General features: G+C 70.4%; 20 protein-coding genes. 13 read left to right on the top strand and 7 right to left on the bottom strand.

Translation table 11 applies throughout. The features are described 5' to 3' along the window. The first annotated feature begins 12 nt into the window (after positions 1 to 12). The 8 genes from murG to AC2D80_RS10635 all read left to right on the top strand — a co-directional run bounded on the left by murG (position 13) and on the right by AC2D80_RS10635 (position 8,299). Positions 13 to 1,092, top strand: a complete 1,080-nt coding sequence (gene murG / locus AC2D80_RS10670; RefSeq protein WP_484632996.1) for an undecaprenyldiphospho-muramoylpentapeptide beta-N-acetylglucosaminyltransferase — start codon at positions 13 to 15, stop codon at positions 1,090 to 1,092. Next, positions 1,089 to 2,489, top strand: coding sequence for a UDP-N-acetylmuramate--L-alanine ligase (gene murC, locus AC2D80_RS10665; RefSeq protein WP_484632995.1), 1,401 nt, complete (start codon positions 1,089 to 1,091; stop codon positions 2,487 to 2,489). The genes murG and murC overlap by 4 nt, the downstream gene beginning before the upstream one ends. After that, a complete protein-coding gene (locus tag AC2D80_RS10660) occupies positions 2,486 to 3,433 on the top strand; it encodes a D-alanine--D-alanine ligase (protein WP_484632994.1) in 948 nt (315 codons plus the stop codon). Before murC ends, AC2D80_RS10660 begins: the two co-directional genes overlap by 4 nt. 8 nt (positions 3,434 to 3,441) lie before the next feature. After that, the gene (locus tag AC2D80_RS10655; RefSeq protein WP_484632993.1) at positions 3,442 to 4,254 is read left to right on the top strand and encodes a cell division protein FtsQ/DivIB; all 813 of its coding nucleotides are present in this window, start codon (positions 3,442 to 3,444) and stop codon (positions 4,252 to 4,254) included. An 11-nt stretch (positions 4,255 to 4,265) separates the two neighbouring features. Further along, positions 4,266 to 5,495 carry a cell division protein FtsA gene (gene ftsA, locus AC2D80_RS10650; protein WP_484632992.1) on the top strand — a complete coding sequence of 410 codons (1,230 nt, stop codon included), beginning with the start codon at positions 4,266 to 4,268 and terminating at the stop codon, positions 5,493 to 5,495. 213 nt (positions 5,496 to 5,708) lie between these two features. After that, complete coding sequence (gene ftsZ, locus AC2D80_RS10645; RefSeq protein ID WP_484632991.1) at positions 5,709 to 6,938, top strand: cell division protein FtsZ; 1,230 nt, start codon at positions 5,709 to 5,711, stop codon at positions 6,936 to 6,938. 245 nt (positions 6,939 to 7,183) lie between these two features. Continuing rightward, the gene (gene lpxC / locus AC2D80_RS10640) at positions 7,184 to 8,107 is read left to right on the top strand and encodes a UDP-3-O-acyl-N-acetylglucosamine deacetylase (protein ID WP_484632990.1); all 924 of its coding nucleotides are present in this window, start codon (positions 7,184 to 7,186) and stop codon (positions 8,105 to 8,107) included. Positions 8,108 to 8,122: 15 nt separating this feature from the next. Continuing rightward, positions 8,123 to 8,299, top strand: coding sequence for a hypothetical protein (locus AC2D80_RS10635; protein WP_484632989.1), 177 nt, complete (start codon positions 8,123 to 8,125; stop codon positions 8,297 to 8,299). 34 nt (positions 8,300 to 8,333) lie between these two features. Here AC2D80_RS10635 and ruvC read toward each other — a convergent pair whose 3' ends face one another. Genes ruvC through AC2D80_RS10600 form a run of 7 tightly spaced genes read right to left on the bottom strand, consistent with a single transcriptional unit; the run spans position 8,334 to position 14,854 of the window. Further along, the gene (ruvC, locus tag AC2D80_RS10630; RefSeq protein WP_484632988.1) at positions 8,334 to 8,882 is read right to left on the bottom strand and encodes a crossover junction endodeoxyribonuclease RuvC; all 549 of its coding nucleotides are present in this window, start codon (positions 8,880 to 8,882) and stop codon (positions 8,334 to 8,336) included. A 10-nt stretch (positions 8,883 to 8,892) separates the two neighbouring features. Next, a complete protein-coding gene (locus tag AC2D80_RS10625) occupies positions 8,893 to 9,873 on the bottom strand; it encodes a phosphatidate cytidylyltransferase (RefSeq protein WP_484632987.1) in 981 nt (326 codons plus the stop codon). 10 nt (positions 9,874 to 9,883) lie between these two features. Continuing rightward, positions 9,884 to 10,480 carry a lysophospholipid acyltransferase family protein gene (locus tag AC2D80_RS10620; protein WP_484633323.1) on the bottom strand — a complete coding sequence of 199 codons (597 nt, stop codon included), beginning with the start codon at positions 10,478 to 10,480 and terminating at the stop codon, positions 9,884 to 9,886. Positions 10,481 to 10,497: 17 nt separating this feature from the next. Then, positions 10,498 to 11,244 carry a monofunctional biosynthetic peptidoglycan transglycosylase gene (gene mtgA, locus AC2D80_RS10615; protein WP_484632986.1) on the bottom strand — a complete coding sequence of 249 codons (747 nt, stop codon included), beginning with the start codon at positions 11,242 to 11,244 and terminating at the stop codon, positions 10,498 to 10,500. A 13-nt stretch (positions 11,245 to 11,257) separates the two neighbouring features. Next, complete coding sequence (locus tag AC2D80_RS10610; protein ID WP_484632985.1) at positions 11,258 to 12,136, bottom strand: energy transducer TonB; 879 nt, start codon at positions 12,134 to 12,136, stop codon at positions 11,258 to 11,260. Between the two features lie 7 nt (positions 12,137 to 12,143). Beyond that, positions 12,144 to 14,228, bottom strand: a complete 2,085-nt coding sequence (locus AC2D80_RS10605) for a ribonuclease catalytic domain-containing protein (RefSeq protein WP_484632984.1) — start codon at positions 14,226 to 14,228, stop codon at positions 12,144 to 12,146. A gap of 32 nt (positions 14,229 to 14,260) precedes the next feature. After that, a complete protein-coding gene (locus tag AC2D80_RS10600) occupies positions 14,261 to 14,854 on the bottom strand; it encodes a YqiA/YcfP family alpha/beta fold hydrolase (RefSeq protein WP_484632983.1) in 594 nt (197 codons plus the stop codon). Between the two features lie 128 nt (positions 14,855 to 14,982). Here AC2D80_RS10600 and AC2D80_RS10595 point away from each other — a divergent pair, with 128 nt between their 5' ends. The 5 genes from AC2D80_RS10595 (at position 14,983) to AC2D80_RS10575 (ending at position 21,579) form a co-directional block, all read left to right on the top strand. Beyond that, positions 14,983 to 15,639 carry a response regulator gene (locus AC2D80_RS10595; protein WP_484632982.1) on the top strand — a complete coding sequence of 219 codons (657 nt, stop codon included), beginning with the start codon at positions 14,983 to 14,985 and terminating at the stop codon, positions 15,637 to 15,639. Then, on the top strand, positions 15,618 to 17,513 hold the full coding sequence (locus AC2D80_RS10590; RefSeq protein ID WP_484632981.1) for a sensor histidine kinase: 1,896 nt from the start codon (positions 15,618 to 15,620) through the stop codon (positions 17,511 to 17,513). The genes AC2D80_RS10595 and AC2D80_RS10590 overlap by 22 nt, the downstream gene beginning before the upstream one ends. A gap of 9 nt (positions 17,514 to 17,522) precedes the next feature. Beyond that, positions 17,523 to 18,677, top strand: coding sequence for a rod shape-determining protein RodA (gene rodA, locus AC2D80_RS10585; protein WP_484632980.1), 1,155 nt, complete (start codon positions 17,523 to 17,525; stop codon positions 18,675 to 18,677). A gap of 64 nt (positions 18,678 to 18,741) precedes the next feature. Next, on the top strand, positions 18,742 to 20,202 hold the full coding sequence (gene tldD, locus AC2D80_RS10580) for a metalloprotease TldD (protein WP_484632979.1): 1,461 nt from the start codon (positions 18,742 to 18,744) through the stop codon (positions 20,200 to 20,202). 249 nt (positions 20,203 to 20,451) lie between these two features. Then, positions 20,452 to 21,579, top strand: coding sequence for a 3-deoxy-7-phosphoheptulonate synthase (locus AC2D80_RS10575; protein ID WP_484632978.1), 1,128 nt, complete (start codon positions 20,452 to 20,454; stop codon positions 21,577 to 21,579). Positions 21,580 to 21,594 lie beyond the last annotated feature (15 nt).

Raw genomic sequence — 21,594 nt, 5'->3', positions numbered from 1 at the left:
GGAGGTTGTCGAATGACACGTCAGCCCTGCGCCCTCATCATGGCCGGCGGCACCGGCGGCCACATCTTTCCCGGCCTCGCCGTGGCCGAGGCGCTGCGTGAGCGTGGCTGGCGGGTGCATTGGCTGGGTGCGCCGGGCAGCATGGAGAGCCGGCTGGTGCCGCCGCGCGGCTTTGCGCTCGAAACCATCGATTTCGGCGGTCTGCGGGGCAAGGGCCTGCTGACCAAGCTGCTCCTGCCGCTGAACCTGCTGCGGGCGTTCGCGCAAAGCGTTGCGGTGGTGCGCCGGGTGCAGCCGGACGTGCTGGTCGGTCTGGGCGGCTACATCACGTTCCCGGGCGGCATGATGGGTGTGCTGCTGGGCAAGCCGCTGGTGCTGCACGAGCAGAACTCGGTGGCCGGGCTGGCCAACAAGGTGCTGGCCGAGGTGGCCGACCGCCGTTTCACGGCCTTTCCGGGCGCGCTGTCGAAGGCCGAGTGGGTGGGCAACCCGCTGCGCGCGGCCTTTTTGCAGCAAGCCGTGCCGGCCGAGCGCTTCGCCGGTCGCGGGGGGGCGCTGCGGCTGCTGGTGGTGGGCGGCAGCCTGGGAGCGCAGGCCTTGAACCGCCTGGTGCCGCAGGCGCTGGCGCGGCTGCCCGCGGACGAGCGTCCTCAGGTGATCCATCAAAGCGGCGAGAAGCAGATTGACGAGCTGCGCGCGAACTACGCCGCGGCCGGCGTGGAGGCGACCTGCACCCCCTTCATCGACGACACCGCGCGCGCCTACGCCGAAGCCGACCTCGTCATCGCGCGCGCTGGCGCGAGCACGGTGACCGAGCTGGCCGCCGTGGGCGCCGCGTCTTTGCTGGTGCCGTTTCCCGCTGCGGTGGACGACCACCAGACGCACAACGCCCGCTTCCTCGTCGATGCCGGTGCCGCGTGGCTGGAGCCGCAGGCCGCGCTCACCGCCGACAAGCTCGCCGCGCTGCTGCGCGGCCTGAACCGCGCCCAGCTGCTGGGCATGGCGGAGCAGGCCCGCACCGTGGCCAAGACCGGCGCGGTCGAGGCCGTGGTGGCCGCCTGCGTCGAACTCGCGAAAGTCAGAACGGCATGAAACACGCCATCCGCCACATCCATTTCGTCGGCATCGGCGGTGCCGGCATGAGCGGCATCGCCGAGGTGCTGCTCAACCAGGGCTTCACCGTCTCCGGCAGCGACCTGGGCGAATCGACCACCACGCGGCGCCTGCAGGGGCTGGGCGCGCGGGTGCACATCGGCCATGACGCGCGTCACATCGAGGGCGCCGACGCGATCGTCACCTCCACCGCGGTCCGCCCGGACAACCCGGAGGTGGTCGCGGCCCACGCACGCCTCATCCCGGTGGTGCCGCGCGCGGTGATGCTGGCCGAGCTGATGCGCATGCGCAAAGGCGTGGCCATCGCCGGCACGCACGGCAAGACCACCACCACGAGCCTGGTGGCCAGCGTGCTGGCCGCCGCCGGGCTGGACCCGACGTTTGTGATCGGCGGGCGGCTCAACAGCGCCGGGGCCAACGCGGCGCTGGGCAGCGGCGAATACATCGTGGTCGAGGCCGACGAGTCGGACGCCTCGTTCCTCAACCTGCTGCCGGTGATTGCGGTGGTCACCAACATCGACGCGGACCACATGGACACCTACGGCCACGACTTCGGCCGCCTCAAGGGCGCCTTCGTGGACTTTCTCCACAAGATGCCCTTCTACGGCGCCGCGGTGGTGTGTGTGGACGATCCCGCGATCCGCGAGATCCTGCCGGCCATCGCGCGACCGATCACCAGTTACGGCATCGACAGCGAGGACGCGCAGGTGCGGGCGGTCAACGTGCGCGCGGTGGGCGCGCAGATGCATTTCACCGTGCAGCGCCGCAACGGCGTGCAGCTGCCGGACCTCGACGTCGTGCTCAACCTCCCGGGACGCCACAACGTGCTCAACGCGCTGGCGGCGATCGGCATCGCGGTGGAGCTGGGCGTGTCCGACGCGGCCGTGCTGGGGGCCCTGGCGGATTTCAAGGGCGTGGGGCGGCGCTTCCAGCGCTACGGCGAGGCGGCGCTGCCCGGTGGCGGCCAGATCACCGTGGTCGACGACTATGGCCACCACCCGGTGGAGATGGCCGCCACGCTGGCTGCGGCCCGTGGCGCCTTCCCCGGTCGCCGGCTGGTGCTGGCGTTCCAGCCGCACCGGTACACGCGCACCCGCGACTGCTTCGAGGATTTCGTGAAGGTGATCGGGCAAGCCGACGCGGTGCTGCTCGGCGAGGTCTATGCGGCGGGTGAGGCGCCGATCGTGGCCGCAGACGGTCGGTCGCTGGCGCGTGCGTTGCGCGTGGCCGGCAAGGTCGAGCCGGTGTTTGTGGACGACATCCAGCAGATGGCGCAGGCTGTGCTGGACAACGGCCGCGACGGCGACGTGGTGCTGTGCATGGGCGCGGGGTCCATCGGCGCGGTGGCGGGACACATCATGGAGTTGGCAAAATGAACGGGCAGGCATTCGGCAAGGTGGCCGTGCTGATGGGCGGCCGCTCGGCCGAGCGAGAGGTGTCGCTGATGTCGGGCGGCGGGGTGTTGCAGGCCCTGCGGGCGCGCGGCGTGGATGCCCACGCCTTCGACCCCGCCGAACGCGATCTCGGCGATCTCAAACGCGAAGGCTTTGCGCGCTGCTTCATCGCGCTGCACGGCCGTTTTGGCGAGGACGGCACGGTGCAGGGCGCGCTGGAGCTGCTGGGCATCCCCTACACCGGTCCGGGCGTGATGGCCTCGGCGGTGGCGATGGACAAGCTCATGACCAAGCGCATCTGGCTGGCCGAGGGCCTGCCCACGCCCGCCTGGCGCCAGGTGCGCAGCGCGGCCGAGACCCGCGCGGCGCTGGCCGCGCTGGGCGCGCCGATGATCGTCAAGCCGGTGCGCGAGGGCTCCACGATCGGCCTGAGCAAGGTCAGCTCGCCCGAGCAATGCGATGCCGCTTACGCGCTGGCCGCCGGGCAGGACCCGATGGTCATGTGCGAACAGTTCATCGCCGGCGATGAGGTGACCTGCCCGGTGATCGGCAGCGGCGCCGACGCCCAGGCCTTGCCGGTGATCCGCATCGTCGCCCCGGGTGGCAACTACGACTACCAGAACAAGTACTTCACCGACGACACGCAGTACCTGGTGCCATGTGGCCTGCCCGACGGTGAGGAGGCGGCCATCCAGGCGCTGGTGCTGCAGGCGTTTCATGCCCTGGGCTGTCGCGGCTGGGCCCGGGCCGACGTGATGATCGACGCCGCCACCCGACGGCCCTACCTGCTGGAGATCAACACCTCGCCGGGCATGACCGGCCACTCGCTCGTGCCCATGTCCGCCCGCGCGGTGGGCATCTCCTACGAAGATCTCTGCCTGCGCCTGCTGGCCAGCGCCGCGCTCGACCAGACCGCCGCGCCCTGAAGCCCACCATGAACAGCGCCGACATGCCCCTGGACGTGAAGCTGATGGCCGTGGCCACCCAGCTGCTGCTGAGCGTGTTCGCCGTGCTGTGCCTGGTCGCCCTGGGCAACTGGCTGATGCGCCAGCCGCTGTGGGCCGTGAAATCGATCGTCGTGGACGGCGATGTCACCCACCAGAGCGCGGTGGCGATGCGCGCCCAGCTGGCCGCGCCGCTGCGCCCGCGGCTGCAGCCGGGCTTTCTGGCGCTGGACCTGCAGCCGGTGCGCGAGCTGTTCGAGGACCTGCCGTGGGTGCGGCAGGCGGTCGTCCGGCGCGAGTTTCCCAACCGCTTGCGCGTGACGCTGCGCGAGCATCAGGCGGTCGCGTGGTGGAACGCCAGCGGCTCGGGCCAGCTGGTCGACACCGACGGCACCGTGTTCGACGCCAGCCCCGACGACGGTGACAACCTGCCGGAACTCGCCGGCCCCGATGGCCAGGCGGCGCGCGTGCTGGCCCTGTACCGCACCCTCGCGCCCGAGCTGGAACGCCTCGAGCTCGGGCTGGAGCGCCTGGAGCTCACCGACCGCGGCGCCTGGCGCGCCCGGCTCGACAGCGGGGCGGTGGTCGAGTTGGGCCGGGGCACGTCGGACGAGCTGCTGGCCCGCCTGAACCGCTTCACCGCCACCCTGAGCCAGCTCGATGCGCGCTACGCCGGTGCCCTCCAGTCGGTGGACCTGCGCTACCCCAACGGCTACGCCCTGCGCGTGCGCGGCGTGACCACGCTGGCCGATCCCCTCAACCCCAACCGGCCCGCGCCCGTGCGCGTGCCCACATCCCGTTAGACCGAATCGCCATGGCCAAGGAATACAAGGACCTCGTCGTCGGACTCGACATCGGCACCGCCAAGATCATGGTGGTGGTGGCCGAGGTGTTGCCCGGCGGCACGCTCAAGCTCGCCGGGCTGGGTGTGGCGCCGAGCCACGGCCTCAAGCGCGGCGTGGTCGTCAACATCGATGCCACCGTGCAGAGCATCCAGCAGGCGCTCAAGGAAGCCGAACTGATGGCCGACTGCCGCATCGCCCGCGTCTACACCGGCATCACCGGCAGCCACATCCGCGGCATCAACAGCAGCGGCATGGTCGCCATCAAGGACCGCGAGGTGATGCCCGCCGACGTGGCTCGGGTGATCGAAACCGCCAAGGCCATCAACATCTCCACCGACCAGCGCCTGCTGCTGGTCGAGCCGCAGGAGTTCGTGATCGATGGCCAGGAGGTCAAGGAGCCGATCGGCATGAGCGGCATCCGCCTGGAAGCCAAGGTGCATATCGTCACCGGCGCGCAGAGCGCGGCCGAGAACATCATCAAGTGCGTGCGCCGCTGCGGGCTCGAGGTCGACCAGCTGATGCTCAACCCGCTGGCGAGCAGCCAGGCGGTGCTCACCGACGACGAGAAGGAGCTGGGCGTGGCGCTGGTGGACATCGGCGCCGGCACCACCGACGTGGCCATCTTCTCCGGCGGCGCGATCCGCCACACGGCGGTCATCCCGATCGCCGGCGACCTGATCACCAGCGACATCGCCATGGCGCTGCGCACGCCCACCAAGGACGCCGAGGACATCAAGGTCGAGAGCGGCTGCGCCAAGCAGCTGCTGGCCGACCCCGACCAGCAGGTCGAAGTGCCGGGCCTGGGCGACCGCGGTCCGCGCCTGCTCAGCCGCCAGGCGCTGGCCGGCGTGATCGAGCCGCGGGTGGAGGAAATCTTCTCGCTGGTGCAGCAGGTGGTGCGCGACAGCGGCCACGAGGAAATGCTCTCCAGCGGCATCGTGCTCACCGGCGGCAGCGCGGTCATGCCCGGCATGGTCGAGCTGGGCGAGGACATCTTCCTCAAGCCGGTGCGCCGGGGTGTGCCCAACTACACCAGCGCCCTGTCCGACATGGTCGCGCAGACCCGCGCCGCCACCGTGATGGGCCTGCTCGAAGAGGCCCGGCTGGCCCGGGTGCGCGGCCACAAGGTGGCGCAGAAGGCCGGCTCGGTGTCGGGCGCCTTTGAGCGCGTCAAGAACTGGTTCGTCGGGACGTTCTGATGAGATCCCCCCGCCACGCTCCGCGTGACCCCCCAAGGGGGGCGACACCTGAGGCCCGGCCACGCCGGTTCCTCGGTGTCGCCGGGTTAGACCCGGGCGCTCGATGTCGACGACGAGGACGGTGTGCTGAACACACCGGACCACCCGGATGACCTGATTCCCGTTTTCCCACAAATCACCAGACCCCCAGGCAACTGCACCAGGAGCAACCAGATGAGCATCGAAATGATCGAAGTCGAAGAATTCAACCAAGGCACCCAGATCAAGGTGATCGGCGTGGGCGGCGGCGGCGGCAACGCCGTCGAGCACATGATCGCGCGGCAGGTCCAGGGCGTGGAGTTCATCTGCGCCAACACCGACGCGCAGGCCTTGACCCGCAGCGCAGCGCACAAAACCATCCAGCTCGGCATCACCGGCCTGGGCGCTGGCAGCAAGCCCGAGAAAGGCCGCGAAGCCGCCGAGGGCGCGGTCGACCAGATCCGGGAAGCCATCGACGGCGCGCACATGCTCTTCATCACCGCCGGCATGGGCGGCGGTACCGGCACCGGCGCCGCGCCGGTGATCGCGCGCGTGGCCAAGGAGATGGGCATCCTGACGGTGGGCGTGGTCACCAAACCGTTCGACTGGGAAGGCGGCCGCCGCATGACCAACGCCGACCACGGTCTGGCCGAGCTGGAAGCCAACGTCGACTCGCTCATCGTGGTGCTCAACGAAAAGCTGCTGGAGGTGTACGGCGACGACATCACCCAGGACGAGGCCTTCGCCCAGGCCAACGACGTGCTCAAGAACGCCGTCGGGGGTATCGCCGAGATCATCAACGAGTACGGCAATGTCAACGTCGACTTTGAAGACGTGCGCACCGTGATGGGCGAACCCGGCAAGGCCATGATGGGCACGGCCACCGCCGCCGGCCCGGACCGCGCGCGCATCGCCGCCGAACAGGCCGTGGCCTGCCCGCTGCTGGAAGGCATCGACCTCTCCGGCGCCAAGGGCGTGCTGGTGCTGGTCACCGCGGCCAAGGGCTCGCTCAAGCTGTCTGAGTCGAAGATGGCGATGAACACCATCCGCGCTTACGCGTCGCCGGACGCCCATGTCATCTACGGCGCCGCCTACGACGACAGCCTGGGCGATGAAATGCGCGTCACCGTGGTGGCCACCGGCCTGAGCCGCGCCGGCGCGTCGCGCCGCACCGCCCCGCCGCTGCAGGTCCTGCGCACCGGCACCGACAACGTGCCTTTCCACGTGCCGACGGTCAACCAGGCCGTCTCCGGTCCGGGCGCGGCCACCCCCACCAGCGCTGCCCAGCCCGACTACCACGGCATGGCCGTGCCCAGCGTCTGGCGCACCAACCGCACCCAGGCCGCCGCCAAGGTCGACGCGCTGTCCTCCGGCGGCATGGACGACTTCGAGATCCCGGCCTTCCTGCGCAAACAAGCCGATTGATCGGTGCCCCCCCTGCGCCGCTGCGCGGCTTCCCCCCGGAGGGGGGACGGCCCCAGTGGCCGGGCCAAGCCCGATCCACGGGGCCCCGCGGTCGGGTCCACGCGCGCCGATCACTCGGTCGGCGCGCGTGTCCAGTGCCCTGGGGCACCCGCAGAACCGGCTTTGCCGGGCTGCTGGGTGCGTCCCCCCGCGCAGCAGGGGGGAAGCCGCGCAGCGGCGCAGGGGGGAGAACTAAAATCCAGGCCATGCTTGCCCAACGAACGCTCAAATCCCTGACCAAGGCCGTCGGTGTCGGTCTGCACAGCGGTCAGCGGGTGGAGCTGACGCTGCGCCCGGCCGCGCCGGACACGGGGATCGTGTTCCGCCGGGTGGACCTGCCGGTGCCGGTGGAGATTCCGGTCAATGCCACGGCCGTGACCGACACGCGGCTGGCTTCGACCATCGCCAACGGCGGCGCCAAGGTGCACACCATCGAGCACCTCATGAGCGCGTGCGCCGGGCTGGGGATCGACAACCTGATGGTCGACATCACGGCCGAAGAGGTGCCGATCCTCGATGGGTCGTCGGCCTCTTTTGTCTATCTCCTGCAAAGCGCTGGCATCGTCACCCAGGCCGCGCCCAAGCGCTTCATCCGCGTGACGCGCCCGGTGGAGGTGCGCGAGGGGGAGGGGCGCCAGCTCAAATGGGCCCGCCTGGAGCCGTACCACGGCTACCAGCTGAGTTTCGAGATCGAGTTTGACCACCCCGCGGTGAACTCCACCGGACAGCGCGTCACCTTCGATCTGGGCAGCGGCAACTACGCGCGGGAAATCGCGCGCGCGCGGACCTTCGGTTTTACCCGCGACGTGGAGATGATGCGCTCGCACGGTCTGGCGCTGGGCGGCGGGCTGGACAACGCGATCGTGATGGACGATGTGAAAGTGCTCAACGCCGATGGCCTGCGCTACGGCGATGAGTTCGCCAAGCACAAGATCCTCGACGCGATGGGCGACCTCTACATCGTGGGCAAGCCGTTGCTGGCGGCGTACAGCGCGTTCCGCAGCGGTCACGCGATGAACAACCAGCTCCTGCGCGCGTTGCTGGCGCAGCCCGACGCCTACGAGGTGGTGAGCTTCGCCCACGACCGCGAGGCCCCCGCGGGTTTTGCCCAGCTGGCACCGGCCTGGTGAGCGCGGACGCCGACGATGCTGCTGTTTCGCTGGACGGTTTTCCTGCTGCTGATCGTGGCCGGTGTGTGTTTTGCGATGTACATCGGCACCGGCCAGGCGCGCTACCGCCAGTGGGGCCTGATCGTGCTGAAGTGGACGGTGCTCGCCGCCTTCGGCTTCTTCGGCGTGCTGATCCTCGAGCGGGTCGTTTGAGCCCACCCCGGCCGGTCCGGTCCGGCGGCCGCCTTCAGTAGCTGCGACCGCCCTTGTAGGCGGCGTGGGTGCGGGCCCGCAGCGGCGCGACCTGGGCAATGGCGGCCGTGGTGCGGGCGACCTGCGCGTGGGTAATGGCCAGGCCCAGGGCATCCGCCGCGTCTTTGCCCGGCAGACCGGGCAGCTGGAGCAGCCGCTGCACCATCAGCTGCATCTGCTCCTTGGTGGCGCGGCCGTAACCGACCACCGCCTTTTTGAGCTGCAGCGCGGTGTACTCCGCCACCGGCAGGTCATTGGCCACCAGGGCCGTCAGGCAGGCACCGCGCGCCTGGCCCAGCAGCAGCGTGGCCTGGGGGTTCACGTTGACAAACACGATCTCGCACACCGCCACCGCCGGCGTGTAGCGGCGCGACACCTCGGTGATGCCGTCGAACAGCACCTTCAGGCGCGCGGGGAGCAGCGCGCCGTCTTTCGGGCTGGTCTGGATGGTGCCACTGGCCACGTACTGCAGCCGCCCGCCCTCGGCGTCGATCACACCAAAGCCGGTGCACTGCAGGCCGGGGTCGATGCCAAGGATGCGCATGGCGCCGCGCTCAGAGGTTGAAGGTCCAGCGGACCGAGTGGAAAAACACCGGCGCGGCAAAGCACAGCGCGTCGAGCCGGTCGAGCAGGCCGGCGGCGCCGGTGACCGAGCGGCTGGCGCCGCCCCAGTGGGTCACCCCGCGGTCGCGCTTGATGGCTTTCATGACGAGGTGGCCCAGCGTGCCGGCCACGCACGCGACCAGCGCCATGGCCAGGGCGGGCAGTGGTTTGAAGGGCGTGAGGCCCGCCAGCAGGGCGCCCACCAGACCGCCGGCCAGCAGACCCCAGCCCCAGCTCGCCCAGTGGAAGCTGTCGCTGATCGCGGGCGCCACCGGGCGCGTGCGCCCGCGCGCCGCCAGGTGCTGTACCAGCATGCAGGTCTGCACCACCAGCACCAGAAAGAACACCAGGAAGGCGCTTTCGCCGTTCCAGCGCGGGAAGCTCAGCAGCAAGAGCGCCGGCACATGGCTCAGGCCGTAGACGCACACCATGATGCCCCACTGCAGCTTCGCCGCGCGCTCCAGAAAACGCTGTGGGTCGTTGCGCAGGGCGCTGACCACCGGAATGGCCAGAAAGACGTACACCGGCACAAACACGGTGAACAGGTCGAAGCGCTCGGTCCAGACCAGCGCGTACTGCAGGGGCAGCACGACAAAGAAGGCCAGCACGAGAGCACGGTGGTCGCCGCGCCGGGTGGGCGACAGGCTGATGAATTCGCGCAGCACCAGGAAAGACAGGACGGCGAACATCACGATCGCCGCGCGCTCGCCCGCCGCCCAGCCGACCCAGAACACCACGGCCATGACCCACGAGGTGCGCAACAGCGCGAGGTTGTCGTGGCGGCGCTGGATGGTGGCGTCGCTGTCGTGGGCGCGTTCGCGCAGCGACAGCAGCAGCACCGCCACCGTGGCCAGCGCCAGCAGGCCGAACACCACCACAAACAGCAGGCCGACCTGCTGGCTGGGGCTGAGGCTGCGCAGAAAGGATCCCATGATGCCGGTGTCAGACTTCGCGCAGCGCGATCACTGCCGCCCGCGCCCGCGTGAGGAATTCGGCGCGGTCTTCGTCGGTACCGAGCCGCAGCGGTTCGCCGAAGGTGACGGAGCACAGCACCGGCACCGGCACCACCTCGCCCTTGGGCATCACGCGCTGCACGTTGTGAATCCAGGTCGGCACCAGCACCACCTCGGGAAAGCGGCGCGCCAGGTTGTACAGCCCGCTCTTGAAGGGCTGCGGGTCTTCCTCGAAGCCGCGCGTGCCTTCGGGAAACAGGATCAGCGAATCGCCACTCTCCAGCGCGGCGATCAGCGGCGCCAGCGGGTCTTCGTCGCCCTTGCGTTCCCGCTCGACATACACAGCGTTGAACACGGCGGTGGTGATCCAGCGCTTGAGCGGCGAGGCGGTCCAGTAGTCGCGGGCGGCGATCGGTCGCGTGATGGCGCGCAGTTCGTGCGGCAGCGCGGCCCAGATCAGCACCAGATCGGCGTGGCTCTGGTGGTTCGCGAAATAGATGCGTTGCTCCGCCTTGGGCGGACAACCGTGCCAGCGCGCCTGCGCCCCGGTGAGCAAGCGCACCAGCCCGAGCAGGAACAGGCTCATGGCCCGGGCGGCGAGGTTCACGGCAGCTCCACCGCGCCCATGCGGACCAGGATCGTGCCGGTGCGGCGGGCCAGGTAGGCTGAGCCGGGACGGGTCTCGAAGAACTTGGGGCTGGGCAGCATCACCGCCAGTCGCGCGGCCTCGGCGGGTGTGAGCCGGCTGGCCGGTTTGCCGAAGTAGCGCTGCGCCGCGGCTTCGGCGCCGAACACGCCCTCGCCCCATTCCACGCTGTTGAGGTAGATCTCCAGGATGCGCGGTTTGCTCAGCAAGGCCTCCAGCAGCACCGCCAGCACCAGTTCCTGCCCCTTGCGCAGCAGCGTGCGTTCGCCCGAAAGCAGCAGGTTCTTGGCCAGTTGCTGGGTGATGGTCGAGCCGCCAACGATCTTGGGCTCGCGGGCCGGGCGCTGTGGGTTCTGCGCCGCGCGGCGTTCGGCTTGCTGCGCGCGCCGCTCGTTTTTCTGCCAGGCGTTTTCAATGGCCTCCCAGTCGACGCCGCGATGGCTGAGGAAACCGGCGTCTTCTGACGCGATCACCGCGCGCTTGAGGTGTGGGCTGATCGCGTCGCCGTCCACCCAGCGCTGCGCCCAGCGCCAGCGTTCCTCGCCGCGCACGCTGTCGCGCGCCAGCCGCCAGGCCTCGGAGCGCTGGAACGCGGTGCTGTGCGGGTCCACCGCGACCATCACCGCGATGCGTCCGAGGAAGAACAGCTGCAGTGCCACGCCGGCCAGCAGCACCCACAACACCCAACGACCGAACGCGCGCATCGTGCCGGGCGCCTCACTGACCGGAGAGCTGCGTCTGCAGCCCGTCGTCGCGCGTGAAGCGGAAGCGCGAGACGACAACGATCTGGTCGGCCTGTCGCCGCATGGCGTCGCTGAAGCTGCCGAAGGACAGGCCACGCACGATCGCCTGCGCGCGGCGGTCCAGCAGGTTGTTGCCGGAGCCCTGCACGACCTCGGTGGCCAGCACCGCGCCGGTGTGGTTGACGGTGATGATCATGGTCAGCTCGCCGTAGAGCTTGCGACCGCCGGCCTCGGGGAAATTGCTGGTGCCGCGCTCCTCGATGCGCCGGCGCAGCTCGTCGTAGTAGATCGCGTAGACCGCCTCGCGGGTGGACGGGCTGATGTAGCGCTTCTTGGGGCGGGCGTTCTCTTCGTTGATGCGCTTCTCGATCTCGGCCAGCGCCTTGACCAGGGCCTTGCGGCGCTCCTCGCGCTCGACCGCTTCCGGACTCGGCTGGGTGGACGGCTGATCGGGCGGCGGCAGGCTGGCCAGGGCGCGCTTGACCTGGGCCAGCAGCTTGGTCTGCTGCTCTTTGAGCGCCTCGACCCGGCGCTGGTCGTCTTCGGGCGTGTCGCCCAGGCGCGCGGTGGCCGAGGGCGGCAGCGGCGAGGTGGCCCGCCCGCGGTCGGCTTCACCGCCGCCGGCGAGGTTGCTCTGCGCAATCGCGGCGGCCTTGTCCGGGCGCTGGTCGCTGCGGGCGTTGACCAGGATCACCTCGAGCGGGGAGTCCTGGATGATCCGGTCGAAGCGCTCGGGGTCGACGAAGCGGATGGTGAGCACCGCCGCATGCACCAGCAGCGACACGCCGAGCGCGACCTGCAGGGTGCTGAGGTTTCGCAGGGTCGTCAGAAACGGGCGGCCGGGCTTGCTCACGCGCGGATTATCCGTTGGCCGGGCCCCCAGCCGCACCCTCGGGGTTGTCCGCATGGGGGTCCACACCCTTGTCCGCGTCCGCCACGTCGATGGCCAGTGCCAGCGGCGCTGCCAGCGGGGAGTCGTCCTCGGCGTCGTCACCCACCGCCTCGGCGGCCGCCGCCGGGTCGGCATCCAGGCGCTCGACCACCGTGCCGCTGACTTCCAGCGTGATGTCGTCGATCGCGCCCAGCCGCACGCGCACCCGCGCGCCGCGCGCCAGCCCGTCGCCGCCGAGCACCGGCAGCACCAGCGGCAAGGTGTCGGCGCGGACCAGCCCATCGCGGATGGCGGTGGCTTCCAGTTCGGTGATGCCCTGCTGGCGCAGGTATTGCAAGGTCCAGTACCGCTCCATGCCGCCCTGGAAGCCGTTGTAGGCGGTGTAGGCGGCGTCGAAGGCGCTGATCACGGAGAACAGGTTCGCGTCCTTGGGCTTGAAGGGCGCGGCGAGTGCGGCGGTCTGGCCGTGGCGGGCGCAGGCAATGATCTGCCACTGGTTGACCAGGTCCACATAGCGGCGCAGCGGCGAGGTGCTCCAGGCGTAGCACTTCACACCGATGCCCGCGTGCGGCTGCGGCTTGGTGCCCATGCGGACTTTCACCCCGGGTGCCAGGCTGGCCTGGCTGCGGTAGATGCCGGGCACGCCGCTGTCGGCCAGCCACTGCCCCCAGGTGCTGTTGGCCAGGATCATGGCTTCCGCCACCATCAGGTCCAGCGGCGCGCCGCGCGAACGCGTGCCGATGCGCACTGTCTCATCGCCGCGCGGGCCGTCCGGGCCCACGCCCTCGAGCCGGAAGGTGTAGTCGGGGCGGGTGAAGGTTTCCGGCTTGCCGCGCGCGACCTCGCGCTGCGCCTTGAGGTGGCGCGCGAGCCGGTGCAGGAAGGCGAGCGACGGCTGCAGCGCCGCCAGCTCGGGCGGGGCGTCGGGCGAGGGCGTGCCAGCGAGCCAGTCGTCGGTGATCACCGCGTCGAGCTTGTCGTGGCGCAGGTTGTGGGCCACCGGCACGCGCTCCAGCGCGGTGCGGCTGGCCACCACCGCCAGACTGGTTTCGTCGAGCGTGACGTACAGCGACACGGCCGGGCAGTCGCGGCCGGCTTCCAGCGTGTACGCCGCCACCACCGCGTCCGGCAGCATGGTGATCTTGTGCCCGGGCATGTAGACCGTGGACAGGCGCGCGCGGGCGACCTGGTCGAGCGGGCTGTCGGGCGCGATCGCCAGGCCGGGGGCGGCGATGTGGATGCCCACCGTGACCTGTCCGCTGCCCAGGCCCTGCACCGACAACGCGTCGTCGATCTCGGTGGTGGCTGAGTCGTCGACCGAGAAGGCCTGCACCGGCGCCACGGGCAGCGTGTCGACCACCGCCGGCGCAGCCAGGGGCGCAAAGCCCGTGCCCTTGGGGAACTGGTCAAACAGGAATCGCTGCCAGTGGAACTCGTAGGCGCTGGTGATCGCGCCGGCGCGCTGCAGCAGCGCCAGCGGCGCCGTCTGGCTGCGCTTGGCCGCGTCGACCACGGCCTTGTACTCGGGCGCGTTCTTGTCCGGTCGGAAGAGGATCCGGTAGAGCTGTTCGCGCACGGGTTCGGGGCAGCGGCCGTCCACCAGATCGGTCGCCCAGGCGTCGATCTGCGCCTGCAGCTGGGCCTTTTTCTCGATGGCTGCGAGGGCCTGGGCCACGATGTCGGGCGGCGCCTTGCGGAAGCGGCCCTTGCCGGCCCGGCGGAAGTAGTGCGGCGCGCCTTGCAGACAGATCAGGGCCGCGGCCTGCTCCACGGCGCCGGCCTGGGCGCTGAAGTAGTCGCGCGCCAGGTCGGCGAAGCCAAACTCCTCGTCGGGCGCAAATTCGTAGGCGAGCGCCAGTTCCATGTCGGCGGCCAGCGCGCCGGCGGCGGCCATGAGCTCGGCGCCGCTGGGTTTCTCGAAACGCAGCAAGGCATTGACCGCCTTGACCTTCACGCGCTTGCCCGAGTCGAGTTCGACCTGGAGCGAACTCTCGGCCTCGGACATCAGCCGGCCGGTCAGGAATTTGCCGGCCTCGTCAAACAGGATATGCATGGGCGCGATTGTCCCATGGGGGTGGCGCGCGATCAGCCGCGCAGGAAGCCGAAGACCGCGTCGATGTGGTCGTCGAAGTCGCTCAGCGCGTGGTCGCTGCCCTGCACCTGCCGCAGCGTGCCGCCGGCCGCGAAGGCGTTCATCTCGCGCCAGTCGAGCACCTCGTCGCCGGTGGCCACCACGGCGAGCAGCCGGTCGGGCGTGGGTCGGGGCGCGTGGGCCAGGTCGGTCTCCATGGCGCGCAGCTCGTCCACAAAGCGCGGCTCGAAGAAGAAACGCTCGGCGGGGTCGTGCCAGGCGGTCTGCTCGCCGATGTGGCGAGCGAGGTCGCGGGCCGGGTGGGCCGCCGGGTTGAGCAGCACCGCGCGCCAGCCGCAGCGCGCCGCGACCCAGCGCGCGTAGAAACCGCCCAGCGACGAGCCGATCACCGCGCTCGTGGCGGCCGGCCAGTGCGCGGTGGCCGCCAGCACGCCCGCCATCGCGTCGGCCGGGGAGGGCGGCAGCGCCGGGGCGAGCCACGCGAGATCCGGGTGGTCGCGCTGGACGCGCGCGGCGACCAGTCGGGCCTTCATCGACCGCGGCGAGGACCGGAAGCCGTGCAGGTAAAGCAGGTGGGTCAGGGGCATGGCGGGATGCTAACGGTCCCCCGGCCGGCAGCCCTCGGCCCGCGCCCGGAGGGCCTGAGCCTTTTGCCCTGACATGCTCTACCCGGTATTCTTGTCACCCGAACAATCGACAACGCAGGAGACCGGTGGTGCAAGAGGTGTTGATCGTCGAGGACGATCCCATGGTGGCGCGGTGCCTGCAGGCGGCCGTGGACGCCGATCCCGGTCTGCGGGTCGCGGCCGTGGTGGGTTCCTGCGCGGCGGCCGAGGCCTGGCTGGCCGGCGCGCCGACGCCGCTGGCCGCCGCCCTGGTCGACCTGGGCCTGCCGGATGGCGATGGCGTGTCGGTGATCCGCGCGGTGCGCGAGCGCCACCCGCGCGCCGAGGCGATGGTGATTTCCGTGTTTGGCGACGAGGAGCACATCGTGCGCAGCATTGAGGCCGGGGCCGGCGGCTACCTCCACAAGGACGCCGGTCCGCTGGAGGTCGCGGGCGCGGTGCACGCGCTGCTGGCGGGTGAGGCGCCGATGTCGCCCGGCGTGGCCCGGCGGGTGCTGGAGCGGTTGGCCCGACAGGCCGTCGCCCCGGCCCGCGCCGCCGAGCCGCCGTCGCCTCTGACGCCGCGCGAGCGGGACGTGCTTGATGGCATCGCCGCGGGCTTGTCGTACCGTGAGATCGCGGCGCGCGAGGGCGTCAGCATCCACACCGTGCAGACGCACATCAAGGGCTTGTACGGGAAGCTGGCGGTCCACTCCAAGGTCGAGGCCGTGTTCGAGGCCGAACGGTGCGGCTGGCTGCCGCGCTGAGGGCGCTGGGCGCGGCCGGCCTGGCCGCCGCGGTGGTGCTGGCGGTCTGGGTGTTGATGGCAGCCCTGTCGGGTCCGGCCATCACGGACCCGCGGGCGGCGGGCGTGCAGCGGCTGCAGGTCGCCGAGCGGGTCGAAGGCCCCGCGCGCGAGCCGGTGGCGCTGCCTTACCACTGGGACCGGGAACACCCGGGCGAAGCGGGTCGGGCCCAATTCATCTTGCGCTTTTCGACCAGCGCGCCGCCGGCGGAGCCGTGGGGGCTGTACCTGCCGCGCGTGGGCAACGCCTATGCGGTCTGGCTCAACGGCGTGCTGGTGCAGGCGCAGGGCGATGTGCATCGCCCCAACGGTTCCAACCACGGGCAGGTGCCGCGCCTCCTGTCGCTGCCACCGGGCTTGCTGCTGGCGGACAACACGCTGCGGATCGATCTGCGCGCCGATCTGGGGCGCCGCGGCGGCCTGTCGGCGGCCTGGGTGGGACCGATGCCGCTGGTCGAGCCCTTGTACGAGCGGGGCCACCGCTGGCGGGTGACGGGCTCGCAGGCCGTGGTGGGTTTCAGCCTGCTGGTGGCGGCCACCGCGCTGGCGCTCTGGCTGACGCAGGTCGGTGCGCCGGCGGGCGGCGGCGCGCCGCGCCGGGAGCCGCTGTACGCGCTGGCCGCCCTGGCCGAGCTGTGCTGGGCGTTGCGGGTGGGGGACGCGCTGATCGAAGACCCGCCGCTGCCCTGGCCGTGGTGGGGGGTGGTGCCGGTGGTGGCGATGGCCGTCTGGGCCTGGGCCATGGGCACGTTTTGCCTGCATCTGGCGGGCTGGCCGGCGCACCCGGCGGCCCGTGTGTTCCGGCGCGCGGTCCTCGCCCTGCTGCCCTTGTCGCTCCTGGCCGCCTGGGCCGCGCTGGCCTGGGGCGTGCCCGCCGCCCTGACCGCCTGGTACGGCGCGCTCGCTGTGCTGTTCCTCGGCTTTGGCGCGGTGCTGTTCGCGGTGGCCTGGCGCCCGGGCGGGCGCGCGGGCTGGCAGCTGCGGCTGGTGTCGCTGGCGGTGCTGGTGAACGTGGCCGTGGGGCTGCGCGATCTGTACTGGTTGCGGCTCGACCCCGTGCTGGGCGAGGGATCCCTGATGCGCTACAGCTCGGTGCTGTTTGGCGTGGTGCTGGCCCTGATCGTGATCGCCCGTTTCCGGGCCGTGGCTGCCCAGGCGCGCGACCTCATGGCGCACCTCACGCAGCGCGTGCGCGACCGGGAAGAGGAACTCGCGCGCAGCTACGCGGCCATGGCCAACCTCGCGCAGGAGCAGGCGCGCGCGGCCGAGCGCACGCGCATCCTGCGCGACATGCACGACGGCGTGGGTGCGCACCTGGCCAGTGCGATCCGCCAGCTGCGCGCGGACGGCGCAGGCGCCCCGTCCCACCTGCTGCAAACCCTGCGCGATTCGCTGGACCAGCTCAAGCTGTCGGTGGACGCTTTGCAGCTGCCGGCCGGCGACGTGCAGGGCCTGCTGGCCGGCCTGCGCCACCGCCTGGAGCCGCGGCTGGTGGATGGCGGGCTCACGTACCGGCATGACGCGGTGGGCCTGCCGCCCTGGCCGGCGCTGGACGCGACGGCCTTGCACGAATTGCAGTACCTGTTGTTCGAGGCCCTGTCGAATGTCTTGCAGCACGCCGCAGCCCGCAGCGTCACGCTGCACGCCCGCGCCTCGGCCACGGGCCTGGTGATCGCGGTGATCGACGACGGCGTGGGTTTCGACGCGACGCGCCCGCCGGGCAAGGGGCTTCGCGCACTGCAGACCCGCGCCCGGGCGATCGGCGCGCGCCTGGTCGTGCGCAGCCACCCCGGCCACACGGCGGTGGAGGTGTGGCTGCCGCCGGCGGCGGGATAATCCGGCCCCATGGCCGTCGTCATCGAAAAACCGTCCCTGCTGCAGCGCCTGGCCCCGATCGTCCGGGGCTTTGACCTGCCGCTGGCCGTCATCGTGCTGGGCATGGCCGCGCTGGGGCTGGTGACGATGTACTCGGTCGGCTTCGATCACGGCGAGCGCTTCTCCCAGCACAGTCGCAACATGCTGATTGCGCTGGCGGTGCTGTTTGTGGTGGCCCAGGTGCCGCCGCAGCGGCTGATGTCGCTGGCGGTGCCGATGTACGTGGTGGGTGTGGTCTTGCTGATCGCGGTGGAGGTCGCCGGGATCGAGCGCAAGGGCTCCCAGCGCTGGCTGGACGTGGGCATCGTGATCCAGCCCAGTGAGCTGCTGAAGATCGCCATGCCGCTGATGCTCGCCTGGTGGTTCCACCGCCGCGAAGGCCAGGTCAAGGCGCTCGATTTCCTCGTGGCGCTCTCGCTGCTGGCGGTGCCGGTCGGGCTGATCATCAAGCAGCCCGACCTCGGCACGGCCCTGCTGGTGCTGGCCTCAGGCCTGTTCGTGATCTTTTTCGCCGGCTTGAGCTGGAAGCTGATCATCCCGCCGGTCGTGCTGGGGGTCATCGGCATCCTCACGCTGATTGCGATGGAGCCGCAGTGGTGCGCCCCCGGGGTGGACTGGAAAGTGCTGCACGAGTACCAGCGCCAGCGCGTCTGCACCCTGCTCGACCCCACCAAGGACCCGCTGGGCAAGGGCTTTCACATCATCCAGGGCATGATCGCCATCGGCTCGGGCGGCGTGTGGGGCAAGGGCTTCATGCAGGGCACGCAAACCCACCTGGAATTCATCCCCGAGCGCACCACCGACTTCATCTACGCCGCGTTCTCCGAAGAGTTCGGGCTGGTGGGTGTGCTGGTGCTGTACGGCGGCTTTCTGGCGCTCATTGGCCGCGGGCTGATGATCGCGCTCGACGGACCCACTCTGTTCACCCGCCTGCTGGCCGGCGCGATCACGATGAACATCTTCGTCTACGCCTTCGTCAACATGGGCATGGTCAGCGGCATCCTGCCGGTGGTGGGCGTGCCGCTGCCCTTCATCAGCTACGGCGGCACCGCCATGGTCACGCTGGGCGTGGGGCTGGGCATCCTGATGTCGGTGGCGCGGTCGCGGCGGCTGATTCCCTCCTGAAAGCTGTCCGCGGCCCAAAACCCCGGCGCTGGCGCGTGCGGCACCGCTCCCTACAATGGGGCGCATGATCGCCCGCGAACCCACCCTTGCCCGACTTGCCACCGCCGAAGCGGCTTTGCTGGAGCCGTTTGGCCTGACCACCGACCACCTGCGACGCGCCCTCGGCGAGATCCTGTCGCACGGCGTGGACGACGCCGACCTCTACTTCCAGACCACCCGCAGCGAGGGCTGGAGCCTGGAGGAAGGCATTGTCAAGACCGGCAGTTTCAGCATTGACCAGGGCGTGGGCGTGCGCGCGGTGAGCGGTGAGAAGACCGCGTTCGCCTACTCCGATGACCTGTCCTGGGATTCGCTGCTGGACGCCGCGCGCACCGTGCGCACCATCAGCGGCCAGGGCCAGTCGCGCCGGGTGCGTCTGCCGGCGACCAAGATCGCCCGCTCGCGCTCGCTGTACGGGGGTGACGACCCGATCGCCACGCTCGACAGCACGGCCAAGGTCGCCCTGCTGGAAGGGGTGGAGCGTCTGGCCAAGGCCAAGGACCCGCGCGTGGTGCAGGTGATGGCGGGGCTGGCCGCGGAGCACGACGTGGTGCTCGTGGCGCGGGCCGACGGCACGCTGGCCGCCGATGTGCGGCCGCTGATCCGGCTGTCGGTCACGGTGATTGCCGAGCAAAACGGCCGGCGCGAAATGGGCAGTTCCGGCGGTGGCGGGCGCTTCGGCCTCGCGCATTTCGACGATGCGGTCGTGCAGTCCTACGTGGATGAGGCGGTGCAGCAGGCCCTCACCAACCTGGAGTCCCGCCCGGCGCCGGCCGGCGAGATGGTGGTCGTGCTCGGCAGCGGCTGGCCCGGCATCCTGCTCCACGAGGCAGTGGGCCACGGCCTGGAAGGCGACTTCAACCGCAAGGGCTCCAGCGCCTTCGCCGGCCGCATCGGCCAGCGCGTGGCCGCGAAGGGCGTGACCGTGCTGGACGACGGCACGATCGCCGACCGGCGTGGCTCGCTCAACGTCGACGACGAGGGCAATGCCTCGCAGCGCAACGTGCTGATCGAAGACGGCATCCTGCGCGGCTACATCCAGGACTCGATGAATGCCCGCCTGATGGGGGTCAAACCCACCGGCAACGGACGCCGCGAGAGCTACGCCCACACGCCCATGCCGCGCATGACCAACACCTACATGCTCGGCGGCGACAAGGCGCCCGAGGAAATCGTGGCCAGCATCAAGAAGGGCCTGTACGCGACGAACTTCGGCGGCGGGCAGGTCGACATCACCAGCGGCAAGTTCGTGTTCTCCGCCAGCCAGGCCTTCTGGGTCGAGAACGGCAAGATCCAGTACCCGGTCAAGGGCGCCACGCTGGTGGGCAACGGCCCGGACGCGCTCACCCGCGTGAGCATGATCGGCAACGACATGCGGCTCGACAGCGGCGTGGGCACCTGCGGGAAAGAGGGCCAGAGCGTGCCGGTCGGCGTGGGGCAGCCCACGCTGCGCATCGACGGCCTGACCGTTGGTGGCACCGCCTGAGGCCGCCGCGCCGTCGCACCCGCGTCAGATCCCCGTCATGCGGCCTGTGCTACATTGCGGCTCTATGCGTTGCCACGGCTTTTTTGGCTTTTACTTTTGGTTCTCTGTCCCCGGCGGACGAGAGGCGAGCCTGTAAGCGCACACCGAATCTCGACAAAACCGCCGGCCCAACGCCCGGCGGTTTTTTTTCGCCCCGACCGCCACCGCTTTTCGCCCACCCTTTCCCGCAACCGCCCTCAGGAGCCCGCGATGTCCGCCCAACCGTCCCACGCCAGCGACACCTGGTACGCCCGTCCCGTCGACAAGACCAGCCAGACCGACGACGAACGCATCCAGGACATCACCGTGCTGCCGCCACCCGAACACCTCATCCGTTTCTTCCCGATTGCTGGCACGCCGACCGAGGCGCTGATCAGCCAGACGCGGCACCGCATCCACCGCATCCTCCACGGGCAGGACGACCGCCTGCTGGTGATCATCGGCCCGTGCTCCATCCACGATCCCGCGGCCGCGGTCGATTACGCCCGACGCCTGAAGCCGCTGCGCGACCGCTACGCCGACCGGCTGGAAATCGTGATGCGCGTGTATTTCGAGAAGCCGCGCACCACGGTCGGCTGGAAAGGGCTGATCAACGACCCGTACCTCGATGAGAGCTACCGCATCGACGAGGGCCTGCGCATCGCCCGCCAGCTGCTGATCGAGATCAACCGCCTGGGTCTGCCCGCCGGCAGCGAATTCCTTGACGTGATCAGCCCGCAATACATCGGCGATCTGATCAGCTGGGGCGCCATCGGCGCGCGCACCACCGAGAGCCAGGTTCACCGCGAACTGGCGTCCGGCCTGAGCGCCCCGATCGGCTTCAAGAACGGCACCGACGGCAACATCAAGATCGCCACCGACGCCATCCAGGCCGCCGCGCGGGGCCACCACTTCCTGTCGGTGCACAAAAATGGTCAGGTCGCCATCGTCCAGACCAAGGGCAACAAGGACTGCCACGTCATCCTGCGCGGCGGCAAGGCGCCCAATTACGACGCGGCCAGCGTGGGTGCGGCGGTCAAGGAGCTGGAGGCGGCGCACCTCGTACCCCGCCTGATGGTGGATTTCAGCCACGCCAACAGCAGCAAGCAGCACCAGAAGCAGCTTGACGTGGCGCGCGACATCGCCGCGCAGGTGAGCGGCGGCTCACGCAGCGTGTTTGGTGTGATGATCGAAAGCCATATCGAGGCCGGCGCGCAGAAGTTCACGCCCGGCAAGGACCCGGTGGACAAGCTGACCTACGGTCAAAGCATCACCGACGCCTGCCTTGGCTGGGCCGATTCGGAGCAGGCGCTGGCGATCCTGGCCGACGCCGTCACCGCGGCCCGCGCGCGCGGCTGAGCCGCCACGCGCGCC

It is taken from the genome of Hydrogenophaga sp. T66 (assembly GCF_057219855.1).
The sequence above is the reverse complement of the archived record's forward strand: the minus strand, read 5'-3'. Positions and strand labels throughout refer to the sequence as shown.

What these genes read in the sequence shown, in the direction of transcription:
- murG (WP_484632996.1), top strand. Translation starts at nt 13, where the DNA reads ATGACACGTCAGCCCTGCGCCCTCATCATGGCCGGCGGCACCGGCGGC.
- murC (WP_484632995.1), top strand. Translation starts at nt 1,089, where the DNA reads ATGAAACACGCCATCCGCCACATCCATTTCGTCGGCATCGGCGGTGCC.
- AC2D80_RS10660 (WP_484632994.1), top strand. Translation starts at nt 2,486, where the DNA reads ATGAACGGGCAGGCATTCGGCAAGGTGGCCGTGCTGATGGGCGGCCGC.
- AC2D80_RS10655 (WP_484632993.1), top strand. Translation starts at nt 3,442, where the DNA reads ATGAACAGCGCCGACATGCCCCTGGACGTGAAGCTGATGGCCGTGGCC.
- ftsA (WP_484632992.1), top strand. Translation starts at nt 4,266, where the DNA reads ATGGCCAAGGAATACAAGGACCTCGTCGTCGGACTCGACATCGGCACC.
- ftsZ (WP_484632991.1), top strand. Translation starts at nt 5,709, where the DNA reads ATGAGCATCGAAATGATCGAAGTCGAAGAATTCAACCAAGGCACCCAG.
- lpxC (WP_484632990.1), top strand. Translation starts at nt 7,184, where the DNA reads ATGCTTGCCCAACGAACGCTCAAATCCCTGACCAAGGCCGTCGGTGTC.
- AC2D80_RS10635 (WP_484632989.1), top strand. Translation starts at nt 8,123, where the DNA reads ATGCTGCTGTTTCGCTGGACGGTTTTCCTGCTGCTGATCGTGGCCGGT.
- ruvC (WP_484632988.1), bottom strand. Translation starts at nt 8,882, where the DNA reads ATGCGCATCCTTGGCATCGACCCCGGCCTGCAGTGCACCGGCTTTGGT.
- AC2D80_RS10625 (WP_484632987.1), bottom strand. Translation starts at nt 9,873, where the DNA reads ATGGGATCCTTTCTGCGCAGCCTCAGCCCCAGCCAGCAGGTCGGCCTG.
- AC2D80_RS10620 (WP_484633323.1), bottom strand. Translation starts at nt 10,480, where the DNA reads ATGAGCCTGTTCCTGCTCGGGCTGGTGCGCTTGCTCACCGGGGCGCAG.
- mtgA (WP_484632986.1), bottom strand. Translation starts at nt 11,244, where the DNA reads ATGCGCGCGTTCGGTCGTTGGGTGTTGTGGGTGCTGCTGGCCGGCGTG.
- AC2D80_RS10605 (WP_484632984.1), bottom strand. Translation starts at nt 14,228, where the DNA reads ATGCATATCCTGTTTGACGAGGCCGGCAAATTCCTGACCGGCCGGCTG.
- AC2D80_RS10600 (WP_484632983.1), bottom strand. Translation starts at nt 14,854, where the DNA reads ATGCCCCTGACCCACCTGCTTTACCTGCACGGCTTCCGGTCCTCGCCG.
- rodA (WP_484632980.1), top strand. Translation starts at nt 17,523, where the DNA reads ATGGCCGTCGTCATCGAAAAACCGTCCCTGCTGCAGCGCCTGGCCCCG.
- tldD (WP_484632979.1), top strand. Translation starts at nt 18,742, where the DNA reads ATGATCGCCCGCGAACCCACCCTTGCCCGACTTGCCACCGCCGAAGCG.
- AC2D80_RS10575 (WP_484632978.1), top strand. Translation starts at nt 20,452, where the DNA reads ATGTCCGCCCAACCGTCCCACGCCAGCGACACCTGGTACGCCCGTCCC.